This is a genomic window from Pseudomonas sp. DW-iso17, assembly GCF_058725345.1.
Genome location: NZ_JBZXEA010000032.1, coordinates 345,741 through 372,243 on the forward strand (window position 1 = coordinate 345,741; position 26,503 = coordinate 372,243).

A 26,503-nucleotide genomic window follows, 5' to 3' on the forward strand; every position below is an offset into this window, starting at 1 on the left:
CTCCCGCTCGACAGCGAAGCTGGAGCCGGCTTTTTTAGGGAGCGCTTCGCACTCCAGCGGGAGCAAGCTCCCTCGCCACAGGGCAGGGAATAACAATAATAGGGAGTGTGCACATGATCACCGATTCACCACGTTTCAAACCCTTCACCGCAGGTTCCTTGCTCTTGCTGTCCGTTGCGGCACAGGCGCAATACACCGAGACCGGCCAACCGGGTAACCCCGCCAGTTGGCGCTCCGCCGAGTACCAGAGCGACTGGGGCCTGGGCCGCATGAAGGCCGATGAAGCCTACGCCGCCGGGATCAGCGGCCAAGGCGTGAAAATCGGTGCGCTGGACTCAGGGTTCGATACCAATCACCCGGAAGCTTCCAAAGACCGTTTTCACCCGGTCACCGCCACGGGCACCTATGTCGATGGCAGCGCCTTCAGCACCACGGGCGCGCTCAACCCGAACAATGATTCCCACGGCACCCACGTCACCGGCACCATGGGCGCCGCCCGCGACGGCGTGGGTATGCATGGCGTTGCTTACAACGCGCAGGTCTATGTGGGCAACACCAACGCCAACGACAGCTTCCTGTTCGGCCCCACGCCAGACCCCAAATACTTCAAGACCGTGTACACCGCTTTGGTGGACTCCGGCGTGCGCGCCATCAACAACAGCTGGGGCAGCCAGCCCAAGGACGTCAGCTACCAGACCCTGGACAACATGCATGCGGCGTACGCCCAGCATTACAACCGTGGCACCTGGCTGGACGCGGCCGCGGACGTGGCCAAGGCCGGTGTGATCAACGTGTTCAGCGCCGGCAACAGCGGCTATGCCAACGCCAGCGTGCGCTCGGCCTTGCCGTATTTCCAGCCGGAACTGGAAGGCCACTGGCTGGCCGTGTCCGGGTTGGATAAGGCCAATAACCAGAAATACAACAAATGCGGCGTCGCCAAGTACTGGTGTATTTCTACCCCCGGCGCGCTGATCAACAGCACCATTCCTGACGGGGGTTATGGGGTCAAGTCCGGCACCTCGATGTCAGCGCCCCATGCCACCGGCGCGTTGGCGCTGGTGATGGAACGTTATCCCTACATGACCAACGAGCAAGCCTTGCAGGTGCTGCTGACCACCGCCACGCAGCTCGACGGCTCGATCACCCAGGCGCCCAACGCCATTGTCGGCTGGGGCGTGCCTGACCTGGGCCGGGCGATGCACGGTCCTGGGCAACTGCTCGGGCCCATGGAGGTCAACCTGGCCGCCGGGCAGGGCGATGTGTGGAGCAACGGCATCTCCGACCAGGCGCTCATCCAGCGCCAGGCCGAGGACCGCGCCGAGCACACGGCCTGGCAGCAAACTCTGATCGACAAGGGTTGGCAAAACGGCGTGGGTGCCTCTGCCAGCCAGCAGGACCAGACTGATTACGCCATCGGCAGTGCCCGCGACCAAGCGGCGGCCCAGCGTGTGTACGAGGGCAGCCTGATCAAGGCCGGTGCCGGTAGCCTGGTGCTCAGCGGCGACAGCACCTATCGCGGTGCGACCCTGGTCAACGGCGGTCTGTTGGCGGTCAATGGCTCGCTGACTTCGGCAGTGACGGTCAATGACAGCGGCACCCTCGGCGGTTCCGGGCGTATCGCCGCGTTGTCGGTAAACAACGGCGGCCGTGTGGCCCCGGGTAATTCCGTGGGCACCTTGCAAGTGGCAGGGGACGTAAACCTCGGCGCCGGATCGACCTATGCCGTGGAGCTGACGCCCACCAGCAGTGACCGCATTGTCGCCGGTGGCCAGGCGATTCTTGGCGGCGGCACCGTCACACTGGCGCTGGAAAACAGCCCGACCTTGCTCAGCCAGAGCGAGGCCCAAAGCCTGATCGGCCGGCAGTACTCGATTCTCGAGGCGGCGGGCGGCATTCAGGGCCAGTTCGGGCAAGTGCTGCCCAACTACCTGTTCCTCGGTGGCACCCTCGACTACGCCGCCAATGCCGTGCAACTGAACGTGGGGCGCAACGACGCCAGCTTCGCCAGCGTCGGCGCGACCCGCAACCAGCGCAACGTCGCGGTGGCTGCTGAGCAATTGGGCGCCGGCAACCCGGTGTATGAAAGCCTGCTGCAGTCGCAATCGGTTGCCGTGGCCCAGCAGGGCTTGCAGCAACTGTCCGGGGAAATCTACCCGGCTGTGGGTGCGATGCTGATCAACGACAGCCTGCAACTGCGTAACGCCGTGGGCGAGCGCCTGCGCCATGTGCCAGTGGCCGGTGAAAGCAACCTGTGGTTCAAAGCACTGGGCGCCTGGGGCAAGACTGATAGCCGCACTGAAACGGCGGGGTCCACCACCTCCATCGGCGGCCTGTTGGCGGGTGTGGACGGCGCGCTGGATGAGCAGACCCGCGTGGGTGTGGTTGCCGGCTACAGCGACAGCTCCTTGAACATGGGCAGCGGTACCCATTCATCGGCGTCCATCGACAGCTACCACTTTGGCGCGTACGCCGGGCGCGAGCTGGGTGATTGGCGCCTGAGCGTCGGCGGTGCCTACAGCTGGCATCGCGGCGACGTGAAGCGCGACCTGCAATGGGGGGATGTCAGCGGCAAGCAAAAAACCAAGCTGGACGCGACCACGGCGCAAGTCTTCACCGAAGCCGCGTACCGCATCCGCCTGCAAGCGGTGGCCCTGGAGCCGTTCGCCAACCTGGCCTATGTGCATCTGAACAGCGAGTCCTTCCACGAAAAAGGTGATGCCGCTGCCCTGGAACGCGGCAGCGACCGGCGTGATGCGGTGCTCAGCACCCTCGGTGTGCGCGCCCTGAAAACTCTGGCACTCAATGACCACCAGCAACTGGACCTGTCCGGTTCGTTGGGCTGGCAACACAGCCTGACGGCGGTGGAGTCAGAGGAACACCTGGCGTTTGTCGCCGGCGGGCCTTCATTTGCGGTGCGCAGTGCGCCATTGCTGCGCGACGCTGCCCTGGTGGGCGTGCAGGCCAGCCTGGCGTTGAATGCGTCGACGCGGGTCAACCTGGATTACAACGGCCAGCTGGGTGGGCGCGCGAAAACCCAGGGCGTTGGCTTGAGCCTGAACTGGCAGTTCTGAAGACACCGCGAACCTGATCGTTCCCACGCTCCGCTGATCGTTCCCACGCTCCGCGTGGTAACGCCTCCTGTGACGCTCCGCGTCACGCTTTGGGACGCAGAGCGTCCGGGGCCGCATTTCCACGCGGAGCGTGGGAATGATCAGCGGCGGTGTTCTGGAGAAAGTGATTTACACACGTGCAATAAGAAAACTAAGGAAGGTCACCGTGAAAAAAAGCAAGTCAGGGTTAACTACCGCCATCCACACAGGCCCGGGCTATCCGCTCAAGGCGCTGAGCTGCGTGCCATACGGCGCGTTGCTGTGTTGCCTGGCAAGCCTGGGGACCGCCCAGGCTGCACCCTATGTGGAAACCGGCAAACTGGGCGACGCCGCCAGCTGGCGCAGCAATGAGTTCAAGGCCGACTGGGGCCTGGGCGCCGTGCACGCCGACACCGCCTATGCGGCTGGCTATACCGGCAAGGGCGTCAAGCTGGGGATCTTCGACCAGCCGGTGTACGCCCAGCACCCGGAGTTTGCCAGCCCCGACAAGGTGGTGACGATTGTCACCGAGGGCATTCGCCAATACACCGACCCGTATATCCCAGTGAAGGCCGGCGACGCGTTCCGCTACGACGGCACGCCGTCCAAGGACTCCAACGGCAAGCTGGGTAACCACGGCACCCATGTCGGCGGCATTGCGGCCGGTAACCGCGATGGCGGGCCGATGCACGGCGTGGCGTTCAACGCACAAATCCTCACCGCCGAAAACGGTGACCCGGGCCCGGAAGACGGGATCATCCTCGGCAACGACGGCGCCGTGTACAAGGCCGGCTGGGATGGGCTGGTCGCCAGTGGCGCGCGTATCATCAACAACAGCTGGGGCATCGGCATCGGTGATCAGTACGCCAAGGGCGGCCGCGATCCGGCGTTCCCCAATTTCACCGTCAACGAAGCCCAGGCGCAGTTCAATACCATCAGGCCGATCCTTGGCACCCTAGCAGGTGGCGCGTACCAAGGCGCCATCGACGCGGCCCGCAGCGGTGTGCTGACCATCTTTGCTGCAGGCAATGACTACAACCTCAACAACCCGGATGCGATTTCCGGCCTTGCGTATTTTGTGCCAGAGATCGCGCCTAACTGGCTGTCCGTCGCGGCCCTCCAGCAGAACCCGAATACGGCAAGCCCCGATCCGTATGTGATCAGTACTTTCTCCTCGCGTTGTGGCTATGCGGCGAGCTTTTGCGTGTCGGCACCCGGCACCAAGATCTACAGTTCGATCATCAACGGTACCGACCTGAGCAACCTCACCACCGACTGGGCCAACAAAAATGGCACCTCCATGGCCGCACCTCACGTGGCAGGCGCCGCAGCGGTGCTGATGGAGCGCTTCCAATACATGAGCGGCGACCAGATCTCCACCGTGCTCAAGACCACCGCCACCGACCTCGGCGCGCCGGGCATCGATTCGCTGTATGGCTGGGGCATGATCAACCTGGGCAAGGCGGTCAACGGCCCCGGGATGTTTATCACCGCTGAGGATATCCCGGCCGAGTTCCGTATCGACGGCGCCTACGGCAGCGGCCAGTTCGTCGCGGACCTGCCGGGTGTCGGCGCGGTGGTGGATGCCGGCAAACCCACCCAGCGTGTGTGCGATGACCTGCACTGCGGGCGGGATGTGTGGAGCAACGACATCTCGGGCCATGGCGGCCTGACCAAGCAAGGCATCGGTACCTTGGTGCTCACCGGCGCCAATACTTACAGCGGGCCGACGCTGGTCAACCAGGGCTTGCTGGCAATCAACGGTTCGGTCACCTCCGACGTTACCGTCAGCCAGAGCGGTGTGGTCGGTGGTTCGGGGCGTATCGGTTCGCTGAGCGCGAAAAGCGGCGGCACCGTGGCGCCGGGCAATTCCATCGGCACCTTGAACGTGGCGGGCAACGTCAACTTTGAACCGGGTTCGACCTACGCGGTAGAACTGTCGCCCACCAGCAGCGATCGCATCGTCGCCGGCGGCACGGCCACCCTCAACGGCGGCACCGTGACTCTTGCCCTGGAAAACAGCCCGACCTTGCTGAGCGCCACCCAGGCCCAAAGCCTGATCGGCCGTCAGTACAACATCCTGCAAGCGGCAGGCGGCGTCACCGGTAGCTTCGCGGCAGTGGTGCCCAATTACCTGTTTGTCGGCGGCACCTTGAACTACGCCGCCAACGGTGTGCAGCTGGATGTGGCACGCACTAACAGCTTCGCCAGCGTGGCGGCTACGCCGAACCAGCGCGCCGTGGCCGCCGCCGCCGAGCAATTGGGCGCAGGCAATGGCGTGTATGAAAGCTTGCTGCTGGCACCCACGGCCGCTTCGGCTCAAGGCGCGTTCCAGCAACTGAGCGGGGAGGTATACCCGGCGCTGGAAACCGCCCTGGTCAATGACAGCCGCTACGTACGCGAAGCGGTGGGCGAACGCCTGCGCAATGGCGAGATGGGCGCTACCAGCCAAGCCATCGACAGCCGTGGCAACGTGTGGGTCAAGGCACTGGGTGCATGGGGCAAGACCGACAGCCGCAACGACACGGCGGGCTACACCACCTCTATCGGCGGCATGCTCGCCGGTGTGGACGGCGCCCTCGATGAGGCCACACGCATCGGCCTGGTGGCCGGCTACAGCGACACGTCGCTGAACATGGGCAGCGGCACCCACAGCCGCGCCTCGGTCGACAGCTATCATTTCGGCGCCTATGCCGGGCATGAAATCGGCGCCTGGCGCCTGAGTGGCGGCGCGACCTACAGCTGGCACCGCGCCGATGTCAAACGCGACCTGCAATACGGCGACGTCAGCGGCAAGCAAAAAGCCAAGGTCGATGCCCACAGCACCCAGGTATTCACGGAGGCGGCGTACCGTATCAACCTGCAACCGCTGGCCCTGGAGCCGTTCGCCAATCTGGCCTACGTGCACCTGGACACTGACAGCTTCAAAGAGAAGGGCGACGCCGCCGCGCTGAGAAGTGGCGACGACAGCCGTGACCTGGTGCTCAGCACCCTGGGTATGCGTGCCTTGAAGACCTTCAATATCAACGACCATCAGCAACTGGAAGTCTCCGGCACCCTGGGCTGGCAGCACAACCTGAGCAGCACCGATTCGGAGCAGCACCTGGCGTTTGCCTCGGGCGGCCCGTCGTTCACGGTGGAAAGTGCGCCAATGGTGCGCGATGCCGCGTTGGTCGGAGCACGGGTCAGCCTGGCATTGAGCAAGGATGCGCGGGTGAACTTCGATTACAACGGCTTGCTGGCCAGCAAGGAGAAGGTGCACGGCGTCGGCTTGAGCCTGGACTGGGCGTTCTAAAGGCCAGATGCAGTGGGTTGTGGCGAGGGAGCAAGCTCCCTCGCCACACAAGCTCGCTCCTACAGGTGGTAACGGATAACAGGTGTTTTGGCTTTCTCTACAAATCCAACAACAGAGAGGCACTACCAATGGGTATCTTTGACTATAAAAACCTCGGTACCGAGGACTCCAAGGCGTTGTTCGCCGATGCCATGGCGATCACGCTGTATTCCTACCACAACCTGGATAACGGCTTTGCCGTCGGTTACCAGAACAACGGCCTCGGGCTGGGCTTGCCTGCCACCCTGGTCAGCGCGCTGATTGGCGGCAGCAATGCCCAAGGGGTCATCCCCGGCATCCCCTGGAACCCCGACTCGGAAAAAGCCGCCCTGGAGGCGGTGCAAGCAGCCGGCTGGAAGCCTATCAGCGCCAGTACCCTGGGCTACAGCGGCAAGGTTGATGAACGCGGCACCTTCTTTGGCGAAAAATTCGGCTACGGCACGGCGCAGGCCGAGGTGCTGGGCAAGTACGATGATGCGGGCAAGCTGCAGGAAATCGGCATCAGTTTTCGCGGCACTTCGGGGCCTCGGGAAAGCGTGATCACCGACTCCATCGGCGATGTGATCAGCGACCTGCTCGCCGCCTTCGGGCCTAAGGATTATGCCAAGAACTACGCGGGGGAAGCCTTCGGCGGCTTGCTCAAAAACGTGGCGGACTACGCCAGTGCCCAGGGCCTGGGCGGCAATGACGTGGTGGTCAGCGGCCACAGCCTTGGGGGCCTCGCGGTCAACAGCATGGCCGACTTGAGCGACAACAGCTGGTCGGGGTTCTATAAGGACTCCAACTACGTGGCCTACGCGTCGCCGACCCAGAGCGCCGGCGACAAGGTGCTTAACGTCGGCTATGAAAACGACCCGGTGTTCCGCGCTCTGGATGGCTCGTCATTCAACCTGTCGTCCCTGGGCGTGCACGACAAGCCCCACGAGTCGAGCACCGACAACATCGTCAGCTTCAACGACCACTACGCTTCATCCCTGTGGAACCTGCTGCCATTTTCCATCCTCAACCTGCCCACCTGGGTCTCGCACTTGCCCACCGGTTACGGCGACGGCATGACCCGCATCCTCGACTCGGGCTTCTACGAACAGATGACCCGCGACTCGACGGTGATCGTCGCCAACCTGTCCGATCCGGCACGGGCCACCACCTGGGTGCAAGACCTCAACCGCAATGCCGAGGCGCACAAGGGCAATACCTTCATCATTGGCAGTGACGGCGACGACTTGATCAAAGGCGGCAGGGGCGCGGACTTTATCGAAGGTGGCAAGGGCAATGACACCATCCGTGACAGCAGCGGGCATAACACGTTTTTGTTTAGCGGGCAGTTTGGCAATGACCGGGTGATTGGCTACCAGACGACGGACAAGCTGGTGTTCAACGACGTGGCGGGCAGCACCGATTACCGCGATCACGTCAAGGTGGTGGGCGCGGATACCGTCATTAGCTTTGGTACGGATTCGGTGACGCTGGTGGGTGTGAGCAGTCTGTCGGGGGAGGGGATAGTCATCAGCTAACGTATTCGGTGTGGGAGCTTGCTTGCCTGCGATGGCGGCGGTCGAGACAGCCATGCGGTGACTGACAAATCGCTATCGCAGGCAAGCCAGCTCCCACATTTGATGGGGTGTTGCTAGAAGATCACTTTTCCTTACGCACCGTGGCCACATCATCGGCCTTGATACGAATACGCTTGCCGGCAATATCGGTGAACTCGTAGAAGCCGTCGGCGGTCTTGGCGTTGGGCGTGTCCTTGGTCAAATACTGCGTGCCGTTCTGCAAGGTCACCACGGTTTGCGTGGAGCAACCGGCCAATACCAGAAAAGTGAGTGCAACCAGTGGCAGACCCAAATTCTTCATGTTCATAACCCTTACCTTTAACCCTGAAAAGTCCCGCAGCGTCTGGCTGCGCGGCCATAAATATTACTTGATCAACCCCCTCATCAGATTGTTTTTTTGCAAAAAGTTGCAGGCGCCATTTATCTATCACTGATTGCAACAACCGCTTTGCCCCGGCACTCTGTATGCATAACCAGTATTTGATTGCTCTGCGCCATGGCCAACCCCCTCGAAGATCCCTTGTATTACCTGCATAACTTCCGCCAAGTGCTGGTTTGGTTGGGGCAGCGCTATGCCGATTTGCTCGATGCGCACGAACAGCATTTCATTCAGCAATTTGACAGGTTGCCTCTGGCGTCCCAGGCGTTGTTGGTGCGGATGGTGATGCGCAAGGGCGTGCATTTTCGCGCCACCAAGCTCCATTACCTGGAAATCGGTTGCCCTCATGCGGCGGCGGGGCCACTGCGTGAGTTGGGGTGGGTGGAGGATCAAAGCCCGCTGCCGTTTGCCACCCTGTTCGCCCTGCTGCAAAAAAGTGAATTGCTCGGCGCCTTCAGGCCCTGGATCGACCAACCCAAGGGCAACAAGGCCGACTGGCTTGAACCCTTGGCGGCGCAATTTACCGAACCGCGCAGCTTTGCCCAGTGGTGTCCCGACGTGGGCGATGTGCTGTATAGCCTGACAGTGATGGAGTTGTGTGATCGCCTGCGCCTGATGTTCTTCGGCAACCTGCACCAGGACTGGTCGGAATTCGTGTTGGCAGATCTGGGCATCTATACCTATGAAAAAGTCGAGTTCTGCGCCGAGTCTCGTGGTTTACGCAGCCGTGACGACGTGCATGGGTTTTTATTCCTGCACCAGTGCCAGCAAGCCTTTGAAGCCGGTGAGGCACTGGATACGGTGTTGGCGCAGGTCGCCACGTTGTGTACCGACAACCCGTGGCTGGAAAAGCGTCGTGCCAAGCTGCTGTTCCAGATCGGCCAGTATTGCGAACGGTGCGCCGAGCTGGCACTGGCCGAACAGATCTACCGCAATTGCACTCATCCCGGCGCGCGGGCGCGGCTGATCCGCGTACTGGAACGTCAGGAGGATTACGCCCAAGCCATGGCCCTGGCGACCGAGGCGCAACAGGCCCCACACAGCGCAGCGGAACACCAACACCTGCTTCGCGTAGTGCCGCGCCTGCGGCGCAAACTCGGCGGGCCGGCGCTGCCCAGGGCCAAGCCCCAAGCGGTGGCACGCCTGGACCTTTCGCTGGTGCAGGAACCGCTGCTGTCGGTGGAATCCTGCGTGCTGGCGCACTTGAGCGAACCGGATGCACCGGTGCATTACGTCGAGAATGGCCTGATCAATTCGCTGTTTGGCTTGCTGTGCTGGGAGGCGATTTTTGCGCCGCTGCCGGGGGCGTTCTTCCACCCGTTCCAGCGCGGGCCGGCGGACCTGCATAGCGAGGACTTTTATCAACGCCGAGAAGCTTTGTTTGCCGCGTGCTTTGCGCAACTGGAGGACGGTCGCTACAAGGCAAGCATCCGCCAACGCTACGTGGATAAATGGGGCATCCAGTCGCCCTTTGTGTTCTGGAACCTGCTGAGCGAAGACCTGCTGGAGCAAGCCCTGGACTGCCTGCCCGCCGAGCATTTGCGCCATTGGTTCACGCGCCTGTTGCAGGATATCCGTGCCAACCGGGCCGGGATGCCGGACCTCATCCAGTTCTGGCCGGCGCAAAACACCTATCGCATGATCGAGGTCAAGGGGCCCGGCGACCGCCTGCAAGACAACCAGTTGCGTTGGCTGGCGTTCTGCGGCGAGTACCAGATGCCGGTCACCGTCTGCTACGTGCGTTGGGCGGAGCAACCCGCTTGAGTTACAGCGTGGCCGTGCGGGCGCTGTGTGAGTTCACGGCCAAGGTCGGCGACCTCGACCTGCGTTTTACGCCGTCGCCCAGCGCCCAGGAAGGCATCGTCGGCCATCGCACGGTGGCATCCCGGCGCAGCGCGCACTATCAGCACGAGGTCACCCTGGAGGGCGATTACCAGCAGCTCAAGGTGCGGGGCAGGGCGGACGGCTACGACCCGGACGCCAACCGCCTGGAAGAAGTCAAAACCTACCGTGGCGACCTCGCTGCCCAGCCCGCCAACCATCGGCAACTGCACTGGGCCCAGGTCAAGGTGTATGGCTGGCTGATGTGCCAGAAACTCGGGCTCGATCATATCGACCTGGCGCTGGTGTACTTCGACATCGTCGGCGAAGGCGAAACCGTGCTGAACCAGCGGTTCGATGCACCCGACCTTGAGCAGTTCTTCAATCAGCAATGCGCGCTGTTCCTGGACTGGGCCCGGCAGGAGATGCAGCACCGTGCGGCACGCAACGCTGGCGCGCAGAGCCTGGCGTTTCCCCATGTCGACTTCCGTACCGGGCAGCGCGACTTGGCCGAGTCGGTCTACAAAGCGGTGACTACGGGCCGGTGCCTGATGGCCCAGGCGCCCACGGGTATTGGCAAGACCATCGGCACCATCTTCCCGCTGCTCAAGGCCCTGGCGCCGCAGCAACTGGACAAGCTGTTCTTCCTCACCGCCAAGACGCCCGGGCGCAAGCTGGCGCTGGATGCCGCCCAGGTGCTGTACGACAGCAGCCCCGAGCTGTCACTGCGTGTGCTTGAACTGGTGGCCCGGGACAAGGCGTGCGAACACTTGGACAAAGCCTGCCACGGCGATTCCTGCCCATTGGCCAAGGGCTTTTATGACCGCCTGCCTGCCGCCCGCCAGGCCGCGTCCAAGGTGCGCCTGCTCGATCAACAAAGCCTGCGCAACGTGGCGCTGGCCCATCAGGTATGCCCGTACTACCTGAGCCAGGAAATGGCGCGCTGGAGCGACCTGATCGTCGCCGACTACAACTATTACTTCGACTTTGGCGCCATGCTGTTCGGCCTGGCCCAGCTCAACCAGTGGCGTGTCGCGGTGCTGGTGGACGAGGCGCACAACCTGGTCGAACGCGCGCGCTCGATGTACAGCGCCAGCCTGGACCAGTACAGCCTCAAGATCTTGCGCGATAACGCGCCCGAGCCCCTGAACAAACCCTTGCAGCGCTTGAACCGTGAGTGGAATGCCTTGCACAAGGACCAACTCGCACCGTATCAGGCGTACGCCGCCAAACCTGACAAACTGCTCCAGGCCCTGAGCCTGTGCACCAGCGCCATGGGCGACTACTTCAACGACCACCCCGAAGCCCTCAGCGGTGACCTGCAAGCCTTCTACTTCGACGCGCTGCAATGGGCCAAAGTGGCCGAGCTGTTCAATGAGCACTTTATCTTCGATATCACCAAGCGCTCGTTCAGCGGCAAGCGCAGCAGCTCGACCCTGTGCCTGCGCAACGTGGTGCCGGCCGAGTTCATCCGGCCCAGGCTGACCGCCGCGCGCAGCAGTGTGCTGTTTTCCGCGACCTTGAGCCCGCGCCATTATTACGCGGACTTGCTGGGCCTGCCGGCGGATACCGCCTGGGTTGATGTGGCATCACCGTTCAAGGCCGAGCAATTGCAGGTCAGCATCGTTGACCGCATCTCTACGCGGTTTGTGCATCGCCAGGCGTCGCTGGAACCTATCGTGGAACTGCTCGCGCGGCAATTCGCTGCGCAACCGGGTAACTACCTGGCGTTTTTCTCAAGCTTCGATTACCTGCAACAGGTGGCCCAGTTAATGGCCGAACGGCACCCGCAGATTGCGTTGTGGTTGCAGGCGCGGGGCATGGCCGAGGCCGAGCGCCAAGCCTTTTTGGAGCAGTTCACCCACCACAGCCAGGGCATTGGCTTTGCGGTGCTGGGCGGTGCGTTTGGCGAAGGTATCGACCTGCCCGGAGCGCGCCTGATCGGTGCGTTTATCGCCACCCTGGGTTTACCGCAGCTCAACCCGGTGAATGAGCAGATCAAGGCACGTATGGGCGCTGTTTTCGGCGCGGGGTATGACTACACCTACCTGTATCCCGGTATTCAGAAAGTTGTGCAGGCGGCGGGGAGGGTGATCCGCAGCCAGCAGGATCGCGGGGTGGTGATGCTGATCGATGACCGCTTTGGCGAATCGCGGGTGCAGCAGTTGTTGCCGCGTTGGTGGGCGATCAAGCCCCTGTAGGAGCGAGCAAGCTCGCTCCTACAGGTTTGGGCTACACCACTTCCAGGTAGGAGCTCTGTATCTCCCGGGCCAACTCACGCACGGTGTCGATGAATTCTGTCAGCCGAGTGTGCAGCCCATCTTCCAGAATCTCATCAATCCCCGTGTACCGCAGCCGCGCCTCGAACTCCGCCGCCAGGCGTTGCGCCGTGCGCCCATAACTGCCGGGCAGGTCGGCCAGGATATGGCTCAACTCCTCGATGCAGGCATGCAGCGAACGCGGCACATCGCTGCGCAACAGCAGCAACTCTGACACCGAGCGTGCATTCAAGGCATTCGGATACAGCTCGGTATAGGCCTCGAACGACGACAACGCGCGCAGCAGGGCGCTCCACTGGTAATAACCGCGTGCCGATACGTCGCTGACTTCTTCCGACTCCTCGCCGAACATCTCATAGCGCGCATCCAGCAGGCGCAAGGTGTTGTCAGCACGTTCGACAAAGGTGCCCAGGCGAATGAAGCGGTACGCGTCATTGCGCATGATGGTGCCCGAGGTTGCGCCCCGAAACAGGTGCGAGCGTTGCTTGACCCAATCACAGAAGTGGCTGATGCCATGCCGTGCCAGGCCACCGGCGGCGATGCTGCGCATTTCCAGCCAGGTGGCGTTGAGGTTTTCCCACATGTCGGCGGTGATGCGCCCGCGTACCGCATGGGCATTGCCTCGGGCGGCACGCAGGCAGTTGTAGATGCTCGCGGGGTTTTGCGCGTCGAGCGCAAAGAAGTGCAACATGCGTTCGGCATCCAGGGTCTGGTGCCGCTCCAGGTAGCTGTCCAGGGTGCCGCTGCTGAGCAACGACATCGCCAGTTCATCCAGGCCATCGCTGCGCCCGGCCTGGGGCATCAAGGACAACGAATAACTGACTTCCAGCATGCGTGCCAGGTTCTCGGCGCGCTCCAGGTAACGCGACATCCAATACAGATCTGCAGCTGTTCTACTCAGCATACTCAGCCCTCCACCACCCAGGTGTCCTTGGTTCCACCGCCTTGCGACGAGTTGACGACCAGCGAGCCTTCCTTCAGCGCCACGCGGGTCAAGCCACCGGGCACCAGGCGGGTTTCCTTGCCCGAGAGCACGAAGGGTCGCAAGTCGATGTGCCGGGGCGCGATGCCGTTTTCGACAAAGGTCGGGCAGGTGGACAGGCTCAAGGTGGGTTGGGCGATATAGGCATGGGGGCGGGCCTTGATGCGCTGGCGGAAGTCTTCGATCTCGGCGGCCGTCGACGCCGGGCCCACCAGCATGCCGTAGCCGCCGGAGCCCTGGGTTTCCTTGACCACCAACTGCTCGAGGTTGGCCAGCACATGGGACAGCTCATCGGGCTTGCGGCATTGGAAGGTCGGCACGTTCTGCAGGACCGGTTCCTCGTCCAGGTAGAAGCGGATCATCGCGGGTACGTAGGGGTAGATCGACTTGTCGTCAGCCACTCCGGTGCCGATGGCATTGGCCAGCACCACATTGCCGGCGCAGTAAGCCGCCACCAGCCCCGGCACGCCGAGCATCGACTCGGGATTGAACGCCTGGGGGTCGAGGAAAGCGTCGTCGATGCGTCGGTAGATCACGTCCACGGCCTTGGGGCCGTCGGTGGTGCGCATGAACACCTTGAGGTCCTGCACGAACAGGTCGGCGCCTTCCACCAGTTCCACGCCCATTTCCCGGGCAAGGAAGGCGTGTTCGAAGAAAGCGCTGTTGAAGCGCCCAGGGGTCAACACCACCACATTCGGGTTATCGAGGCGGCTGGCGCTCTTGAGGGTCTTGAGCAAGAGGTTGGGGTAGTGGTCCACCGGGGCAATGCGCTGCTTGGCGAACACTTCCGGGAACAGGCGCATCATCATCTTGCGGTCTTCGAGCATGTAGCTCACGCCGCTGGGGGTGCGCAGGTTGTCTTCCAGCACGTAGTAGGTACCGTCGCCGTCGCGCACCAGGTCGACGCCCGAGATGTGCGAATAGATGCCGCGGTGCAGGTCGAGACCGACCATGGCTTTCTGATAGCCCTCATTGCCCAGGACCTGATCGGCGGGAATGATCCCAGCCTTGATAATGCGCTGGTCGTGGTAGATGTCGGCCAAAAACAGGTTCAGCGCGTTGACCCGTTGGATACAGCCGCGTTCGATGAGGCTCCACTCACTGGCGGGGATGCTGCGGGGAATGATGTCGAAGGGGATCAGGCGTTCGGTGTCTTGCTCGTCGCCATACAGGGTGAAGGTGATCCCGGCGCGATGGAATAGCAAATCCGCTTCACGGCGACGCTGGGCCAGCAGTTCCGGCGGCGTGTGGGCCAGCCAGCGAGAGAAGTCCTGATAATGCGCACGGCAAACGCCGTTTGCGTCATTCATTTCATCAAAGAAAGATCGAGCCATTCCAGTACCTTGTCAGTGCCCAGTGTGGCTTTGGGTGGCACTGCCGCTTAAAAAAACGCATGTTTTTATGAGCCCGTGGCTGAAGGTGCCAACAGACCTGGTCCTTACTTTCTTATGGGGGCGGCTCTGGGTCGGGGGGTAACGCATGCTCCTGTTTTCGGGATGGTGAATGGATAAAGCAATGCCTGTGCCGGAATGCGAACTAGGCATCAATAACCTGTGGCGAGCGAGCTTGCTCGCGCCGGGCTGCGCAGCGGCCCCAATAAAAGCGGGAGCGCTGCGCACTCCAGCGCGAGCAAGCTCGCTCGCCACAGGAGGGGGCTCACCACAATGGGGCGCGGCGTGTTTCAGATTGGTGCGCCAACCCACTTGAACTTCATCGAGCCCCGATTCTTCTAAGGAGTTTCGTCACCTTGTGGAGCACCGTCGTGTCCAGAATCATCTCCCCCCACACTCCGGAAGCGGCCCTGAACGACCACAGCGAACACAACGCAAAGATATTCGGCTCGCCCAAGGACCGCCTCGACTTTTACCGGCGCGAGATCCAGTACGAAACCAGCATCCTGGCCAACCGCACCGACGCCTACCTGACCGCGCAATCCTTCCTGGTGATTGCCTTTGTCTCCGGCATGGGCAACCTCAACCCGGAATGGGGCAAGCTGTTCACGCTGGTGGTGCCGATCTTCCTGGTTTCGCTGGGTATTCTCAGTTCGCTGAATGCCTGGCCCGGTATCCGTGCGGCGTATGAAATCATCGACCACTGGCACTACAAGCAAAGCGAATTGCTGCGCAGCGAGCCAGTGATGGGCATGGCCTACGATGAGTCGCCCCTGTTTTCCGAAGTGGAGTCGAGCCACAAGGGCTATCGCAAGTCGTTGTTGTTTTCCATGCGTGCGCCGTGGTTGTTCATGGTGTTCTGGCTGGTGTTGGGCATCTATGCGTTCTATATCCAGGTGGACAATCCACTGCGCTGACCACGCGGATGGAACTTCAGCCGTGGCCGTGACGCCTTAGCTCTATGCGGTTCAGATTTTTCACCGGCCTGCAAAGAGGTGCCTCATGCCCCAGCCTAAAGATCCCCAGACCCACAATCGCAACGACCCCGCCATCGACGGCGGCGAGCCGGCCCCTGGCACTGCCGCCGATGCGCCCAAGGATCCAACGCCTGCGAGCGACCCAAAGGCCAAGGAAAACGACTACAGTCCAGACTTCAAGCCCGAGCGCGAGCACAAGCCTGAAACCGATGCCGATATCGATACCCAAGGCGGTTAGAGGAGACGCACATGTCAAAAGAACTGGACGATGAACTCAACGACCCCGGCAACGAAGACCCGGGTTCGTTGATGGACCATGCCGAGCTGCCGCTGAACGACCTGGATGAAGCGGCGGACGTTGGCAACACTGAAAATCAGGACTGATCCGGCGGCGGGCCCGAGGGATTGCTGAGCTTGAAGTAGACGTCTTCCTCGGCCCCGCCGTCCAGCGACACCTCCTGGCCCACCACGCGGTTATCGATCAGCGTCTGCGCCTGATCGCGGCTGATATTGACCACCGTGCTGCGCTTGCCAGTGATCACATACACCACATCCACCCCATGCTCGGCCAGAGCTGCCAGGTAGTTGGCATGGGGCAGGTCTTCGCCCAGTTCATATTGACGTTGCTCGCGTGTGGTCACGCCGCCTGCCTGCGCCAGGTATTGCTGCGAATATCCCAGGCGTTGGCGTTCCTCAAGCAATCGTTGGGCGATCTTTTTCATTAGCTGACTCGCAGTGTGGGTCTTGGCTGTTTGAAACCCCGGCGTGGTGCAGGATTCAATTTTTTTGCGCAGCCTGACGCTCATACCATGCCAGCATGGGCTGGGTAGTCAGGCCATGGGCCAGGATGCTCAATGCGATGACCGACAACGTCAGGTTGACCGCCACCGCACTGCTGGTGCCCACCAGACCGTGGTTGAGCGCATAGAACAGGTAGTAAATGCTGCCGATCCCACGGATGCCGAACCAACTGACCAGGCTGCGTTGGCGATGGTCCAGCAGGCGGCCCCAAGGCATGGCGAATACACTGGCGGGGCGAATCACACAGAACAGTAACGGCGCCACCGCCAACGCGGCCCACTCCCAGTGGCTGACCAGCACGATGCCCAAGACGGTCACCAGGAACACCTCCATGGCCCGCTCCACCAGACTGCCGAAGGCCAGCATGTCACCCATCATCACGCCTGCCGCGATCTGGGTGTCCTTCAACTGGCTGACGTCGCCGTGCAAGGCTTGCTCGGGCTCGATTTCGAGGTGGCCCACCACCGGTTGCGCCAGGTGCTCGGCGGGTGTCTGGGCGTTGCCGGTGGACTTCACCTCGGCCTGACGCAACCCCAGGCCCGCCGCGAATACCGACAGGAAGCCATAGCCGCCCACGGCTTCGGCGGTCACATAGGCAAGGGCGATCAATGCCAGTGTCAGGTAATCATTGGGCGAGAGGGTGCTGTCGGCATTGATCAGGCGCAGGCGCAACGTCACCCGGCCGATACCTCGGCCCATCCAGTAGCCGATCAATAGCCCGACCGGCACCGCCCATACCAGGTTTTTCAGCACCCAACCGCCGACCCAGTCGCCATCGAAGCCGCCGTGTTGCATGAACAGCAAGCCGAAGATCACAAACGGAAAGGCGCTGCCATCGTTCAGCCCCGCTTCGCCGGACAGACCGAAGCGCAGCGCGTCGTAGTCCTGGGCATTGTTGACCTGAACCAGGCCCGCCAGCACCGGATCGGTCGGCGCCAGGATCGCGCCCACCAACAAAGACACCCCCCACGACAGATCAAGCAGGTAATGCAGCAACAGCCCGGTGCCGAGGATGGTCAACAGCATGACCGGGCCGGCCAGGCCGAAGGCGATGCGCCAGGTGCGATGCTTGAGCGGCAGGCGCAATTTAAGGCCGCTGACAAACAGCGAAAACAGCACTGCCACTTCGGTCAGGTGCTCCATCCAGCGCGCCGACCCCTTGATGTCCAGGTGCAGCAGGTCCACACCGAGGGGGCCGATGGCGATGCCGAGCAACAGGCACACCGCCGAAGTGGTGACCGGCATCCAGCGCAGGTAGGAGGACGTGAGGGCGAGGGTGAGCAGCACCGCGCCCAATACGGCCAACCATAGAATGAAAGTCATAGTGCGTGCACCCGGCCGTGGTTCATTCAGGTTGGAGGGCGGTGGCCAAGTGCGGGTTCAAACAATCACCGGGTTGAAGTGGCATTCTGTGGGAGCGGGCTTGCCCGCGAATGCGGTATACCCGTCAACAGAGTCGGTGTCTGACACCCTGTATTCGCGAGCAAGCCCGCTCCCACATTTGACTGTGTTTGGTCATGACACTCCCTTGGCATGACACCTCAGCGAGCCCCCAGCGGCGGCAAGCGCCGTTTCACCGGGGTTTTCTTCACAATCGCAGTATTGGTTTCGGCATACCCATTGATCCGGTCCAGCAGGCTGTCCAACTGATCCATGGTGCGCACATGCAGGCGTGCGATAAAGCAGTCCTCGCCGGTGACCTTGTCGCATTCGGTGAACTCAGGGATCGCCTGGATCTGGCGCTCCACTTCCTGCAGTTTGCCGGGCAGGGGGCGGATGCGCACGATGGCTTGCAGCAGGTAACCGAAGTGTTTGGGGTCGATGTCGACGGTGTAGTGGGTCAGCACGCCGCGTTCTTCCAGGCGCCGCAGACGTTCGCTGACGCTGGGTGACGACAGCCCGGTGATGCCTGCCAGGGCCTTGAGGGACAACCGCGAGTCGTCCATCAAAGCGGCGATCAATTGCTGGTCGATGGTGTCGATCATGGTCTGTGCCTAATAAGAAAAGGTGATTTCGGGCTTTTGCCTTTTTTAGTCGCTGTAGACGTCGCCGACAGATTGCCATACTGGAGCCTCACTTGAGGAGCCTCAATCATGGATTCATCCATCCGTCGCGGGTCGTGGGAAATGGTCGCCGCCATGCTGATCTCGGGCAGCATTGGCTGGTTTGTGCTGGTGTCTGGCGTGTCGGTGATCGAGGTGGTGTTCTGGCGCTGCGTGATCGGTGCGCTGACGCTGGTGCTGGTGTGCGCCTGGCTGGGTTACCTGCGCCTGGACCTGCTCAGTTGGGCAAAACTGGGGCTGGCCGTGCTCAGCGGTGTGGCCATTGTCGGCAACTGGTTGCTGCTGTTCGAATCCTACTCCCGTGCCTCCATCGCGATCAGCACCGCGGTGTACAACGTGCAGCCGTTTATTCTGGTAATGCTGGCGGCGGTGTTTCTCGGTGAAAAAATCACCGTGCAGAAACTGGCGTGGTTGAGCGTGGCGTTCCTGGGCATGTTGGCGATTGTTACCGCCCATGGCGAGCAAACGGGTGGAGGAGATTACCTGGTAGGCATCGCGCTGGCCCTGGGCGCGGCATTTTTGTATGCGGTCGCGGCGTTGATCATCAAGCGCCTCAAGGAAGTACCGCCGCATTTGATGGCATTGATCCAGGTGGCCACTGGCGCGCTATTGCTGGCGCCGCTGGTGCCCTGGAATGGCCTGCCGGCATCCACCACGACGTGGGCGGCCTTGGTCACCTTGGGGGTGGTGCACACGGGTTTGATGTATGTACTGCTGTATGGCGCGATCCAGAAACTGCCGACGGCCATTACCGGCGCACTGTCGTTCATCTACCCGATTGCGGCGATCTTTGTGGATTGGATTGCGTTCGGGCATCGCCTGGGGTGGCTGCAATGGCTGGGTGTGGCGGCGATTCTGCTGGCAGCGGCAGGGTTGCAGCGGGGCTGGTGGTGGCCCCGCAACCTCGGTAGGCGCGAGCTTGCTCGCGAAGAAGGTTAACGATGACGCAGCGCATCGGGTTGAAACGCGGCGTCCTCGAGCTTTTCGCGAGCAAGCTCGCTCCTACAGATGAGGGTTAGTGCGTGCCCTGATAGATGAGGTTTTCCGGGTTGAAATGCTCCACCGCGCTGCCAGGCTGCGGCAGGCCGAGGATATGCCCCTTGATCTTGCCCACCACATGCATCTCGCAGGGTTTGCAGTCGAACTTCAGGGTCAGCACTTCGTCACCGTGGATCAATTGCATCGGCGCCACCTTGGTCTTTACCCCGGTCACACCCTTGGCCTGTTTAGGGCACAGGTTGAACGAGAAACGCAGGCAGTGCTTGGTGATCATCACCGGCACTTCGCCGGTTTCTTCGTGGGCTTCGAAGGCTGCGTCGATCAGCTTCACGCCGTGACGATGGTAGAAGTCCCGGGCCTTCTGGTTGTAGACGTTGGCCAGGAACGATAGGTGCGCCTCAGGGTAAACCGGCGGCGGCGAGGTTTCAGCCTTGCGCCCGCCCCGCGGATGCGCGGCGACGCGTGCGGCGGTCAGTGCTTCGATCACTTCACGGCGCAAGGCCTTGAGCTGCGAATTGGGAATGAAGAACGCCTGCGGCGCATCCAGTTCGATGCGGGTGGCATGGTACTCGGTGGTGCCGAGTTGGCCGAGCAGGTCGCGCAGGGTGTCCAGCGCCTGTTCCGGCTTGTTGGCCACGCCAAACGGGCCAGGCAGGGTGACGCTGGCGCTGATGCCTTCTTCGCTGGTCGCGGTGATTTGCAGCTGCTCTTCACGCAGGCGTGCGACCCATGACAAGCCGATACGGCGCTCGGCCGAGGTCTTGAGCAGGGCCTGTTGCCAGTTGTGGTCCAGGTTGCGATTGAGCGGGTGATGGGGGCGCAGTTGATGCAGGCCGGCCGGCATTTCGTTGGGCTCGACGCGGTAGCGGTAGCGCTTTTCACCGTCTTCCTCGAACTCACCCTTGGGCTCGGCGATGTTGGCGCGAAAACCCACCACTTCACGCTTGATCAGCACATTGAGGCCGTCGCCGTTGGACAGCGGCTCATGGGTGACCACCTGCAAGTCGCGCTTGCCGGCTTTTTCCACGGTGCCCACGGGCAGGCCGGTAAAGGTCGGGGTGTCAAACGCGCCGATGTCGATCTTGCGGTCGCTGACAAAGTAATCGGTGCTGCCCCGGTGGAAGGTTTTTTCCGGGTCGGGCAGGAAGAAGTGCGCGGTACGCCCGCTGGAAGCGCGGGCCAGGTCCGGGCGGTCTTCGAGGATCTCGTCGAGGCGCTGTCGGTAGTAGGCGGTGATGTTCTTCACATAGCCCATGTCCTTGTAGCGGCCTTCGATCTTGAACGAACGCACACCCGCTTCGACCAGGGCGCGCAGGTTGGCGCTCTGATTGTTGTCTTTCATCGACAGCAGGTGCTTTTCAAAGGCCACCACGCGGCCTTGGTCATCTTTCAGGGTGTAGGGCAGGCGGCAGGCCTGGGAGCAGTCGCCACGGTTGGCGCTGCGGCCATTTTGCGCGTGGGAGATATTGCACTGCCCGGAGAACGCCACGCACAGGGCGCCGTGGATAAAGAACTCGATGGCGGCATCGGTCTCGTCGGCAATGGCGCGGATCTCTTGCAGGTTCAACTCGCGGGCCAGTACCAACTGCGAGAAACCGGCCTGGTCGAGAAACCTGGCCCGGCCCAGGGTGCGGATGTCGGTCTGGGTGCTGGCGTGCAACTCGATCGGCGGAATATCCAGCTCCATCACGCCCAGGTCTTGCACGATCAGCGCATCCACACCGGCATCGTAGAGCTGATGGATCAGCTTGCGCGCGGGCTCCAGCTCGTTGTCATGCAAAATGGTGTTGATGGTGGTGAAGACGCGGGCGTGGTAACGGCGGGCGAATTCCACCAGTTGGGCGATATCGCTCACCTCGTTACACGCATTATGGCGGGCGCCAAAGCTCGGCCCGCCGATGTAAACGGCGTCGGCGCCGTGCAGGATAGCCTCGCGCGCAATGGCGACATCGCGGGCAGGGCTGAGCAATTCCAGGTGATGCTTGGGCAAGGACATAGTTTTTTTAGTCAGGCTTGTCACGGTTGAGGCACGCATTGTAGCTGTGAAATGCCTGGGCGGCATCTACCGCAGGGCTGTCGGGCCTAATGCAAGTCCGTTAAGCGAACGCATTACTCAACGCAACGAAGCCCCAATGTGGGAGCTGGCTTGCCTGCGATGGCGATTGAACATTCACCACCGCTATCGCAGGCAAGCCAGCTCCCACCTTTTTGACCACGTTCGACATTCCGATCAGATCGGCGCTAACGGCGTCACAGATTCAAGCCTTGGCAGCCATCGCCGTCACTTCCACCCGCATACCTTCTACCGCCAAGGCGGCAACGCCCACTGCTGCCCGCACTGGCCAGGGCTTGGCGAAAAAGCGCTTGTAGACCTCGTTGAACGCCGCGCGGTCGGCCATGTCGGTGAGGTAGATGGTCAGGTGCATGACCCGGTCCATGGAGCTGCCGGCTTTTTCCAGCGCGACTTTCAGCGCTTGCAGGGTGCACTCGCTTTGCAGGGTGATATCGCCCAGCTCCAGGCTGCCATCGGCATGGGTGGGAATCTGGGTGGAGACCAGGATGCCGTTGAAGCCGATCACGTCGGAGGAGATGGAATCGGCGTCCGGGTCAGGGGTATAGGACAGGTCGTGGTTGGCCATGGGCACCTCGTGTTGGCAGGAACAGAAAGGCGCCATGGTCGGTGAAATTCAGCCCAGGGGCAAACCCCGGCTTATATCCAGCGTCGGAACAGTACGCTGGCGTTCACGCCGCCAAAGCCGAAGCCATTGGACAGCGCATATTCAATCGGCATGGGACGCGCCTCATCGCGCACCATGTCCAGGCCGTCGGCGAGGGCGTCCGGGTTTTCCAGGTTGAGTGTCATTGGCGCGATCTGGTCACGCAGGGCAAGCACGGTAAAGACGGCTTCGATGCCCCCCGCAGCACCGAGCAAGTGGCCGGTGGCGGATTTTGTCGAGCTGATCGCCGGGCTGCCGCCGGTACCGAATACCGTCCTGATCGCCGCCAGCTCGCCTTTGTCGCCCACAGGCGTGGAGGTCGCGTGGGCATTCAGGTACTGCACCTGCGATGCCTCGATGCCCGCCTGGCGCAACGCTTGAGTCATTGCCCGGCGCGCACCGTCACCGTCTTCAGGCCCTGCGGTCATGTGATAGGCGTCTGCACTGGTGCCATAGCCCACCAGTTCGGCAATCGGCTGCGCGCCCCGCGCCAGGGCATGCTCCAGTTCTTCAATTACCAGAATGCCGGCGCCTTCGCCCATCACAAAGCCGTCGCGCGCTTGATCGAAGGGGCGCGAAGCGCGCTGCGGGGTGGCATTGAAATCGCTGGACAACGCTCGCGCTGCGGCGAAACCGGCCAGGCTGACGCGATGAATCGCCGCTTCGGCACCGCCGCATACCGCGACGTCGACTTCCCCGGCGCGGATCATTCGCGCTGCGTCGCCGATGGCCTGAACCCCGGCTGCACACGCGGTTACTGGCGCACCCAGCGGGCCTTTCAAGCCATAGTTGATCGACACATGCCCGGCGGCCATGTTGCTCAGAAACGATGGAATGGTGAAGGGCGACAGACGACGCGGGCCCTTGCTGTCAGTGGTGCGCACCGCATCGGCAATGGCCGGGAAACCACCGACACCGGAGGCGATGATGGTCGCTGTGCGCGCCTGCTCCTCAGGTGTTTTGGGGGCCCAATTGGCCTGCTTCAGGGCTTCATCCGCCGCCGCCAGGGCGAACAGGATAAAGCGGTCCATCTTGCGCTGTTCCTTGGCCGCCAACAGTCGATCAGGATCAAAACCGGCTTCGGGGTCTTGCAACGCACTTTGCACCTGGCCGCCGATGCTGACCGCCAGATCACCGATCATCTCTTGCGGCAAACAGCGGATGCCCGACTGCCCGTCCAGCAAGCGCTGCCAAGTGGATTCCACGCTCGACCCCAGCGGCGTCAGCGCGCCCATGCCCGTCACGACGATACGTTTACTCATGCTCAATCGACTCCTGTTGCTTGAAGGATACACAGCGTATGGACGTCACTATCATCATGAAAGTAACATGGTGTCCTACAAGTTTGTACTCGCACACAGGAATACTTATGCAGCGCAAATCCCTCATCAGTGCCGAATGCCCCATCGCCCGTAGCCTTGAACGGGTAGGGGAGTGGTGGAGCATGCTGATCATGCGCGACGCCTTGCACGGCCTGCGCCGTTTTGACGAGTTCTCGCGCAGCCTGGGCATCGCGCCCAACATGCTGACGCGGCGCCTTAATGGCTTGGTAGAAGCGGGCATGCTGGAGCGCCGCGCCTACAGCGAGCGGCCGCCACGCTACGAATACGTGCCGACGGCCAGGGGCGAAGACTTTCGTATGGTGCTGATGGCGTTGGTGGCCTGGGGCAATCGGCATTACGCCGAGGATGGCATCAGTGTCGAGGTGGTGGAACGCGAGACGGGCCGGCCGGTGCAGCCGATGATGGCGACGGCGCAAGGTGCGTGGGTGGCGATGGATCAGTGCGTGGTACAGCCCGGCCCGGCCGCCAGCGCAGGGATGCGCCAACGGCTGAGCCGTGAGTGATTGATTACTCTTTTACATCCATGAACTCTTCGGCCCACGCCACATAGCTCTCAGGCAAGGTGTAGGTGTGGGTCAACTCCGTCGCACTGAGGTTCGAGGTGCTGTGGGTCAGCTGACGCTGGGCACGCAGGCTGTCGTAAGTGGCCTTGATCGCGGCGAAGTAGGCGCCATGCCCGGCCACCACGATGCGCACGCCCAGGCTGGCCAGGCGCTCGCTGTCGTGCAGTTGCGGGTTGCCGTAGGTCACCAGCATCAGCGGAACGCTGAGGTTCTGCGCGATTTGCTCCAGGTGGTCGAAGTCCTTGACGCCGACCATGCAGATGCCGTCAGCACCGGCCTTTTCGTAGGCCTTGGTCCGCGCAATCACGTCGCTGGTGGGCAGCACGCCGGCATTGGTGCGCGCAATGATCGACAGCGCCGGGTCGACACGTGCCTCCAGCGCGGCCTTGACCTTGCCGATGCCTTCTTCGACGGAAATCAGGTCCGTGGATTTACGCCCGAATTGCGCGGGCAAGAGGGTGTCTTCGATGGTCAGCGCCGCGACGCCGGCGCGTTCCAGTTCTTCGACGGTGCGCATCACGTTCAGGGCGTTGCCGTAGCCATGGTCGGCATCGGCGATGAAGGGCAACTGGGCCACACGGCCGATGCGGGTGGCTTGCTCGACGAACTCACTCAGGGTAATCAACGCAAAATCGGGGGCCGCCAGCACCTGCAGGGAGGCGACTGAACCGCCCAGGATTCCCACTTCAAACCCCAGGTCGGCCGCGATGCGGGCAGACATGGGGTCGAATACGGAGGCGGTTTCAACGCACAGGGGCGTTGCCAGCAGGTCACGGAAGTTACGGCGTAGCGCTGAGTGAGAAATCTTGGGCATGGTCTTTCCTGGCTTTGGTCATCGTCAAGTGACGATCAATGTCTATTCGTGGTGCCGGGAGATTACCACGCAGATGCCCCTGTGATTATGACGTTTGAGCAGGCGTGCTAACGAGCGCCGGGGCTGTATGCCGGGCCGGCCTGAGGTCAGCGACGAGGGGCCGGGGATTCCCGAAGCGGACCTGGAGCGTGTATTCGACCCGTTCTTTCGCCTTCGGCGTGGTTCGGGCTTGGTGGCCCGGATTGAATTTGCGCGCTAGCGTGATGCGATATACGCATTTTTATTGAATTAGGTTATGCGTAATCAGTATTTTACATCTCGCCTTCAGCCCGCAAAAATAGCCCTCACACCCCATAGCTATAAACAATAACCTTTTAAACCGAGACCGTGCGTGCGGATCGACTTGCATGCCCCACAAGGCATCTGGAGACGAACGTGCGTTACCTCAAAATCCTGGCGGCCGGGTTCGCCGCCTCATTTCTGTGCCTGACGGCGCAAGCGCAAACCCTGGTGGTCGGCGACCAGAGCTACAACGCCCAGGCCGTGATGGAAGCGGCGGGGGTGCTGGATGACTTGCCCTACACGCTGGACTGGAAACAGTTCACGGCCGGCTCACCAGTGGCCGAAGCGCTCAACGTCGGCAGCCTGGACCTGGGCCTGCTCGGGGATGCCCCGGTGTTGTTCCTGGGCGCCTTGGGTGCACCGATCAAGGTGATTGCCGTCAGCCGGCAAAATCTCGACGGCGTAGCCATCCTGGTAAAAAAAGACTCGTCGATCCACAGCCTGGCCGATCTGGCAGGCAAGCGCGCTGCGATCTGGAAAGGTTCCTGGAGCCAGCAACTGTTGCTGACCGCACTGGACAAGGCCGGGGTTGCGCGGGATTCGCTGCAATGGCGCTACCTCAGCGCCCTGGATGCCTCCCATGCGCTGGAAGGCGGTGCCGTTGACGTGATCGCCACCTGGGAACCCTACGTCACGCAACAGGAACGCCAAGGTGCGCGGGTGCTGGCAACCGCTGAAGACTTGATCCCGGCCCAGAGTTTCATTGCCGCCAACGCCAGTGCTGTGGAGGCCAAGCGTGAACCCATCAGTGACTTTCTCCAGCGCCTTAAAAAAGCCCGCGACTGGGCGCGCCAGAACCCGGCCAACGCCAACGCGTATGCCGATGCCTGGGCCAAGCGCACCCGCGCTGATGCCGACATCGCCCGCGTCTGGTTTGCCCGCGCACGCACCACCGTCGAGCCGCTGACGCCTCAGGCGCCCATCGAGGCGCAAAAGACCGTGGACTTTTTTGCCGGCCTGGGTCTGGTCAAGTCTTACTCGGCCGCCACGTTGTTTGACCCTTCATTCGCGGCCGCCTTGCAACCCGCCGTCGTCACCACCCAGCCCTGACCGCTT

The 26,503-nt window shown here is 62.1% G+C and carries 21 protein-coding genes and 1 pseudogene; 12 read left to right on the forward strand and 10 right to left on the reverse strand.

The annotated features are described in order from the left end of the window. Positions 1 to 113 precede the first annotated feature (113 nt). The 3 genes from eprS (at position 114) to AC4PS6_RS19710 (ending at position 7,937) form a co-directional block, all read left to right on the forward strand. Complete coding sequence (gene eprS / locus AC4PS6_RS19700) at positions 114 to 3,071, forward strand: autotransporter serine peptidase EprS (protein ID WP_038450070.1); 2,958 nt, start codon at positions 114 to 116, stop codon at positions 3,069 to 3,071. Positions 3,072 to 3,276: 205 nt separating this feature from the next. Then, a complete protein-coding gene (locus AC4PS6_RS19705) occupies positions 3,277 to 6,384 on the forward strand; it encodes an autotransporter outer membrane beta-barrel domain-containing protein (protein WP_019820082.1) in 3,108 nt (1,035 codons plus the stop codon). Positions 6,385 to 6,512: 128 nt separating this feature from the next. Beyond that, a complete protein-coding gene (locus AC4PS6_RS19710) occupies positions 6,513 to 7,937 on the forward strand; it encodes a polyurethane esterase (protein WP_336826507.1) in 1,425 nt (474 codons plus the stop codon). Between the two features lie 121 nt (positions 7,938 to 8,058). Here the strand turns inward: AC4PS6_RS19710 and AC4PS6_RS19715 are convergent, their stop codons facing one another. Continuing rightward, on the reverse strand, positions 8,059 to 8,283 hold the full coding sequence (locus AC4PS6_RS19715) for a YgdI/YgdR family lipoprotein (RefSeq protein WP_003191162.1): 225 nt from the start codon (positions 8,281 to 8,283) through the stop codon (positions 8,059 to 8,061). Between the two features lie 189 nt (positions 8,284 to 8,472). On the opposite strand from AC4PS6_RS19715, the gene AC4PS6_RS19720 reads away from it, so the two are divergent. Both AC4PS6_RS19720 and AC4PS6_RS19725 read left to right on the forward strand, forming a co-directional pair. Beyond that, positions 8,473 to 10,119: a VRR-NUC domain-containing protein gene (locus AC4PS6_RS19720; RefSeq protein ID WP_020301490.1), complete on the forward strand. Its 1,647-nt coding sequence runs from the start codon at positions 8,473 to 8,475 to the stop codon at positions 10,117 to 10,119. Next, positions 10,116 to 12,377, forward strand: coding sequence for an ATP-dependent DNA helicase (locus AC4PS6_RS19725; protein WP_336826510.1), 2,262 nt, complete (start codon positions 10,116 to 10,118; stop codon positions 12,375 to 12,377). Before AC4PS6_RS19720 ends, AC4PS6_RS19725 begins: the two co-directional genes overlap by 4 nt. Before the next feature lie 31 nt (positions 12,378 to 12,408). Here AC4PS6_RS19725 and AC4PS6_RS19730 read toward each other — a convergent pair whose 3' ends face one another. Both AC4PS6_RS19730 and AC4PS6_RS19735 read right to left on the reverse strand, forming a co-directional pair. Continuing rightward, the gene (locus AC4PS6_RS19730) at positions 12,409 to 13,359 is read right to left on the reverse strand and encodes an alpha-E domain-containing protein (protein WP_014718413.1); all 951 of its coding nucleotides are present in this window, start codon (positions 13,357 to 13,359) and stop codon (positions 12,409 to 12,411) included. Between the two features lie 2 nt (positions 13,360 to 13,361). After that, on the reverse strand, positions 13,362 to 14,771 hold the full coding sequence (locus AC4PS6_RS19735) for a circularly permuted type 2 ATP-grasp protein (RefSeq protein WP_014718414.1): 1,410 nt from the start codon (positions 14,769 to 14,771) through the stop codon (positions 13,362 to 13,364). A gap of 428 nt (positions 14,772 to 15,199) precedes the next feature. On the opposite strand from AC4PS6_RS19735, the gene AC4PS6_RS19740 reads away from it, so the two are divergent. The 3 genes from AC4PS6_RS19740 (at position 15,200) to AC4PS6_RS19750 (ending at position 16,189) form a co-directional block, all read left to right on the forward strand. Next, positions 15,200 to 15,745, forward strand: a complete 546-nt coding sequence (locus tag AC4PS6_RS19740) for a hypothetical protein (RefSeq protein ID WP_014718415.1) — start codon at positions 15,200 to 15,202, stop codon at positions 15,743 to 15,745. 85 nt (positions 15,746 to 15,830) lie between these two features. Further along, positions 15,831 to 16,043, forward strand: a complete 213-nt coding sequence (locus AC4PS6_RS19745; protein ID WP_014718416.1) for a hypothetical protein — start codon at positions 15,831 to 15,833, stop codon at positions 16,041 to 16,043. An 11-nt stretch (positions 16,044 to 16,054) separates the two neighbouring features. Then, positions 16,055 to 16,189: a hypothetical protein gene (locus AC4PS6_RS19750; RefSeq protein WP_492180932.1), complete on the forward strand. Its 135-nt coding sequence runs from the start codon at positions 16,055 to 16,057 to the stop codon at positions 16,187 to 16,189. Here AC4PS6_RS19750 and AC4PS6_RS19755 read toward each other — a convergent pair. The 3 genes from AC4PS6_RS19755 to AC4PS6_RS19765 form a co-directional block, all read right to left on the reverse strand. Continuing rightward, positions 16,180 to 16,527, reverse strand: coding sequence for a helix-turn-helix domain-containing protein (locus AC4PS6_RS19755; RefSeq protein ID WP_014718418.1), 348 nt, complete (start codon positions 16,525 to 16,527; stop codon positions 16,180 to 16,182). The genes AC4PS6_RS19750 and AC4PS6_RS19755 overlap by 10 nt on opposite strands. Positions 16,528 to 16,582: 55 nt before the next feature. Continuing rightward, complete coding sequence (locus AC4PS6_RS19760; protein ID WP_019820078.1) at positions 16,583 to 17,929, reverse strand: cation:proton antiporter; 1,347 nt, start codon at positions 17,927 to 17,929, stop codon at positions 16,583 to 16,585. A 218-nt stretch (positions 17,930 to 18,147) separates the two neighbouring features. Then, on the reverse strand, positions 18,148 to 18,591 hold the full coding sequence (locus tag AC4PS6_RS19765) for an Lrp/AsnC family transcriptional regulator (protein WP_014718420.1): 444 nt from the start codon (positions 18,589 to 18,591) through the stop codon (positions 18,148 to 18,150). Positions 18,592 to 18,699: 108 nt separating this feature from the next. Between AC4PS6_RS19765 and AC4PS6_RS19770 the strand changes: the two genes are divergently transcribed. Continuing rightward, entirely contained in the window at positions 18,700 to 19,608 is a 909-nt protein-coding gene (locus tag AC4PS6_RS19770) for a DMT family transporter (protein ID WP_032903427.1), read from the forward strand. A gap of 76 nt (positions 19,609 to 19,684) precedes the next feature. Here the strand turns inward: AC4PS6_RS19770 and AC4PS6_RS19775 are convergent, their stop codons facing one another. From AC4PS6_RS19775 to fabF, 3 genes are all read right to left on the reverse strand, one after another. Beyond that, complete coding sequence (locus tag AC4PS6_RS19775) at positions 19,685 to 21,664, reverse strand: peptidase U32 family protein (RefSeq protein WP_019820074.1); 1,980 nt, start codon at positions 21,662 to 21,664, stop codon at positions 19,685 to 19,687. Between the two features lie 262 nt (positions 21,665 to 21,926). Then, on the reverse strand, positions 21,927 to 22,307 hold the full coding sequence (locus tag AC4PS6_RS19780; protein WP_014718423.1) for a RidA family protein: 381 nt from the start codon (positions 22,305 to 22,307) through the stop codon (positions 21,927 to 21,929). Between the two features lie 71 nt (positions 22,308 to 22,378). Further along, positions 22,379 to 23,647, reverse strand: a complete 1,269-nt coding sequence (gene fabF, locus AC4PS6_RS19785; protein ID WP_019820073.1) for a beta-ketoacyl-ACP synthase II — start codon at positions 23,645 to 23,647, stop codon at positions 22,379 to 22,381. Positions 23,648 to 23,754: 107 nt separating this feature from the next. Between fabF and AC4PS6_RS19790 the strand changes: the two genes are divergently transcribed. After that, the gene (locus tag AC4PS6_RS19790) at positions 23,755 to 24,231 is read left to right on the forward strand and encodes a winged helix-turn-helix transcriptional regulator (protein WP_336826517.1); all 477 of its coding nucleotides are present in this window, start codon (positions 23,755 to 23,757) and stop codon (positions 24,229 to 24,231) included. Between the two features lie 4 nt (positions 24,232 to 24,235). Here AC4PS6_RS19790 and AC4PS6_RS19795 read toward each other — a convergent pair whose 3' ends face one another. After that, positions 24,236 to 25,105 (reverse strand): isocitrate lyase/PEP mutase family protein, encoded by an 870-nt coding sequence (locus AC4PS6_RS19795; RefSeq protein WP_019820071.1) that lies wholly within the window; start codon positions 25,103 to 25,105, stop codon positions 24,236 to 24,238. 142 nt (positions 25,106 to 25,247) lie between these two features. Between AC4PS6_RS19795 and AC4PS6_RS19800 the strand changes: the two are divergent. Together AC4PS6_RS19800 and AC4PS6_RS19805 are read left to right on the forward strand one after the other, a co-directional pair. Beyond that, positions 25,248 to 25,364: pseudogene (locus tag AC4PS6_RS19800) on the forward strand (ATP-binding protein); the annotation flags it as partial. A gap of 176 nt (positions 25,365 to 25,540) precedes the next feature. Continuing rightward, a complete protein-coding gene (locus AC4PS6_RS19805) occupies positions 25,541 to 26,497 on the forward strand; it encodes an ABC transporter substrate-binding protein (protein WP_492180934.1) in 957 nt (318 codons plus the stop codon). Positions 26,498 to 26,503: the final 6 nt, after the last annotated feature.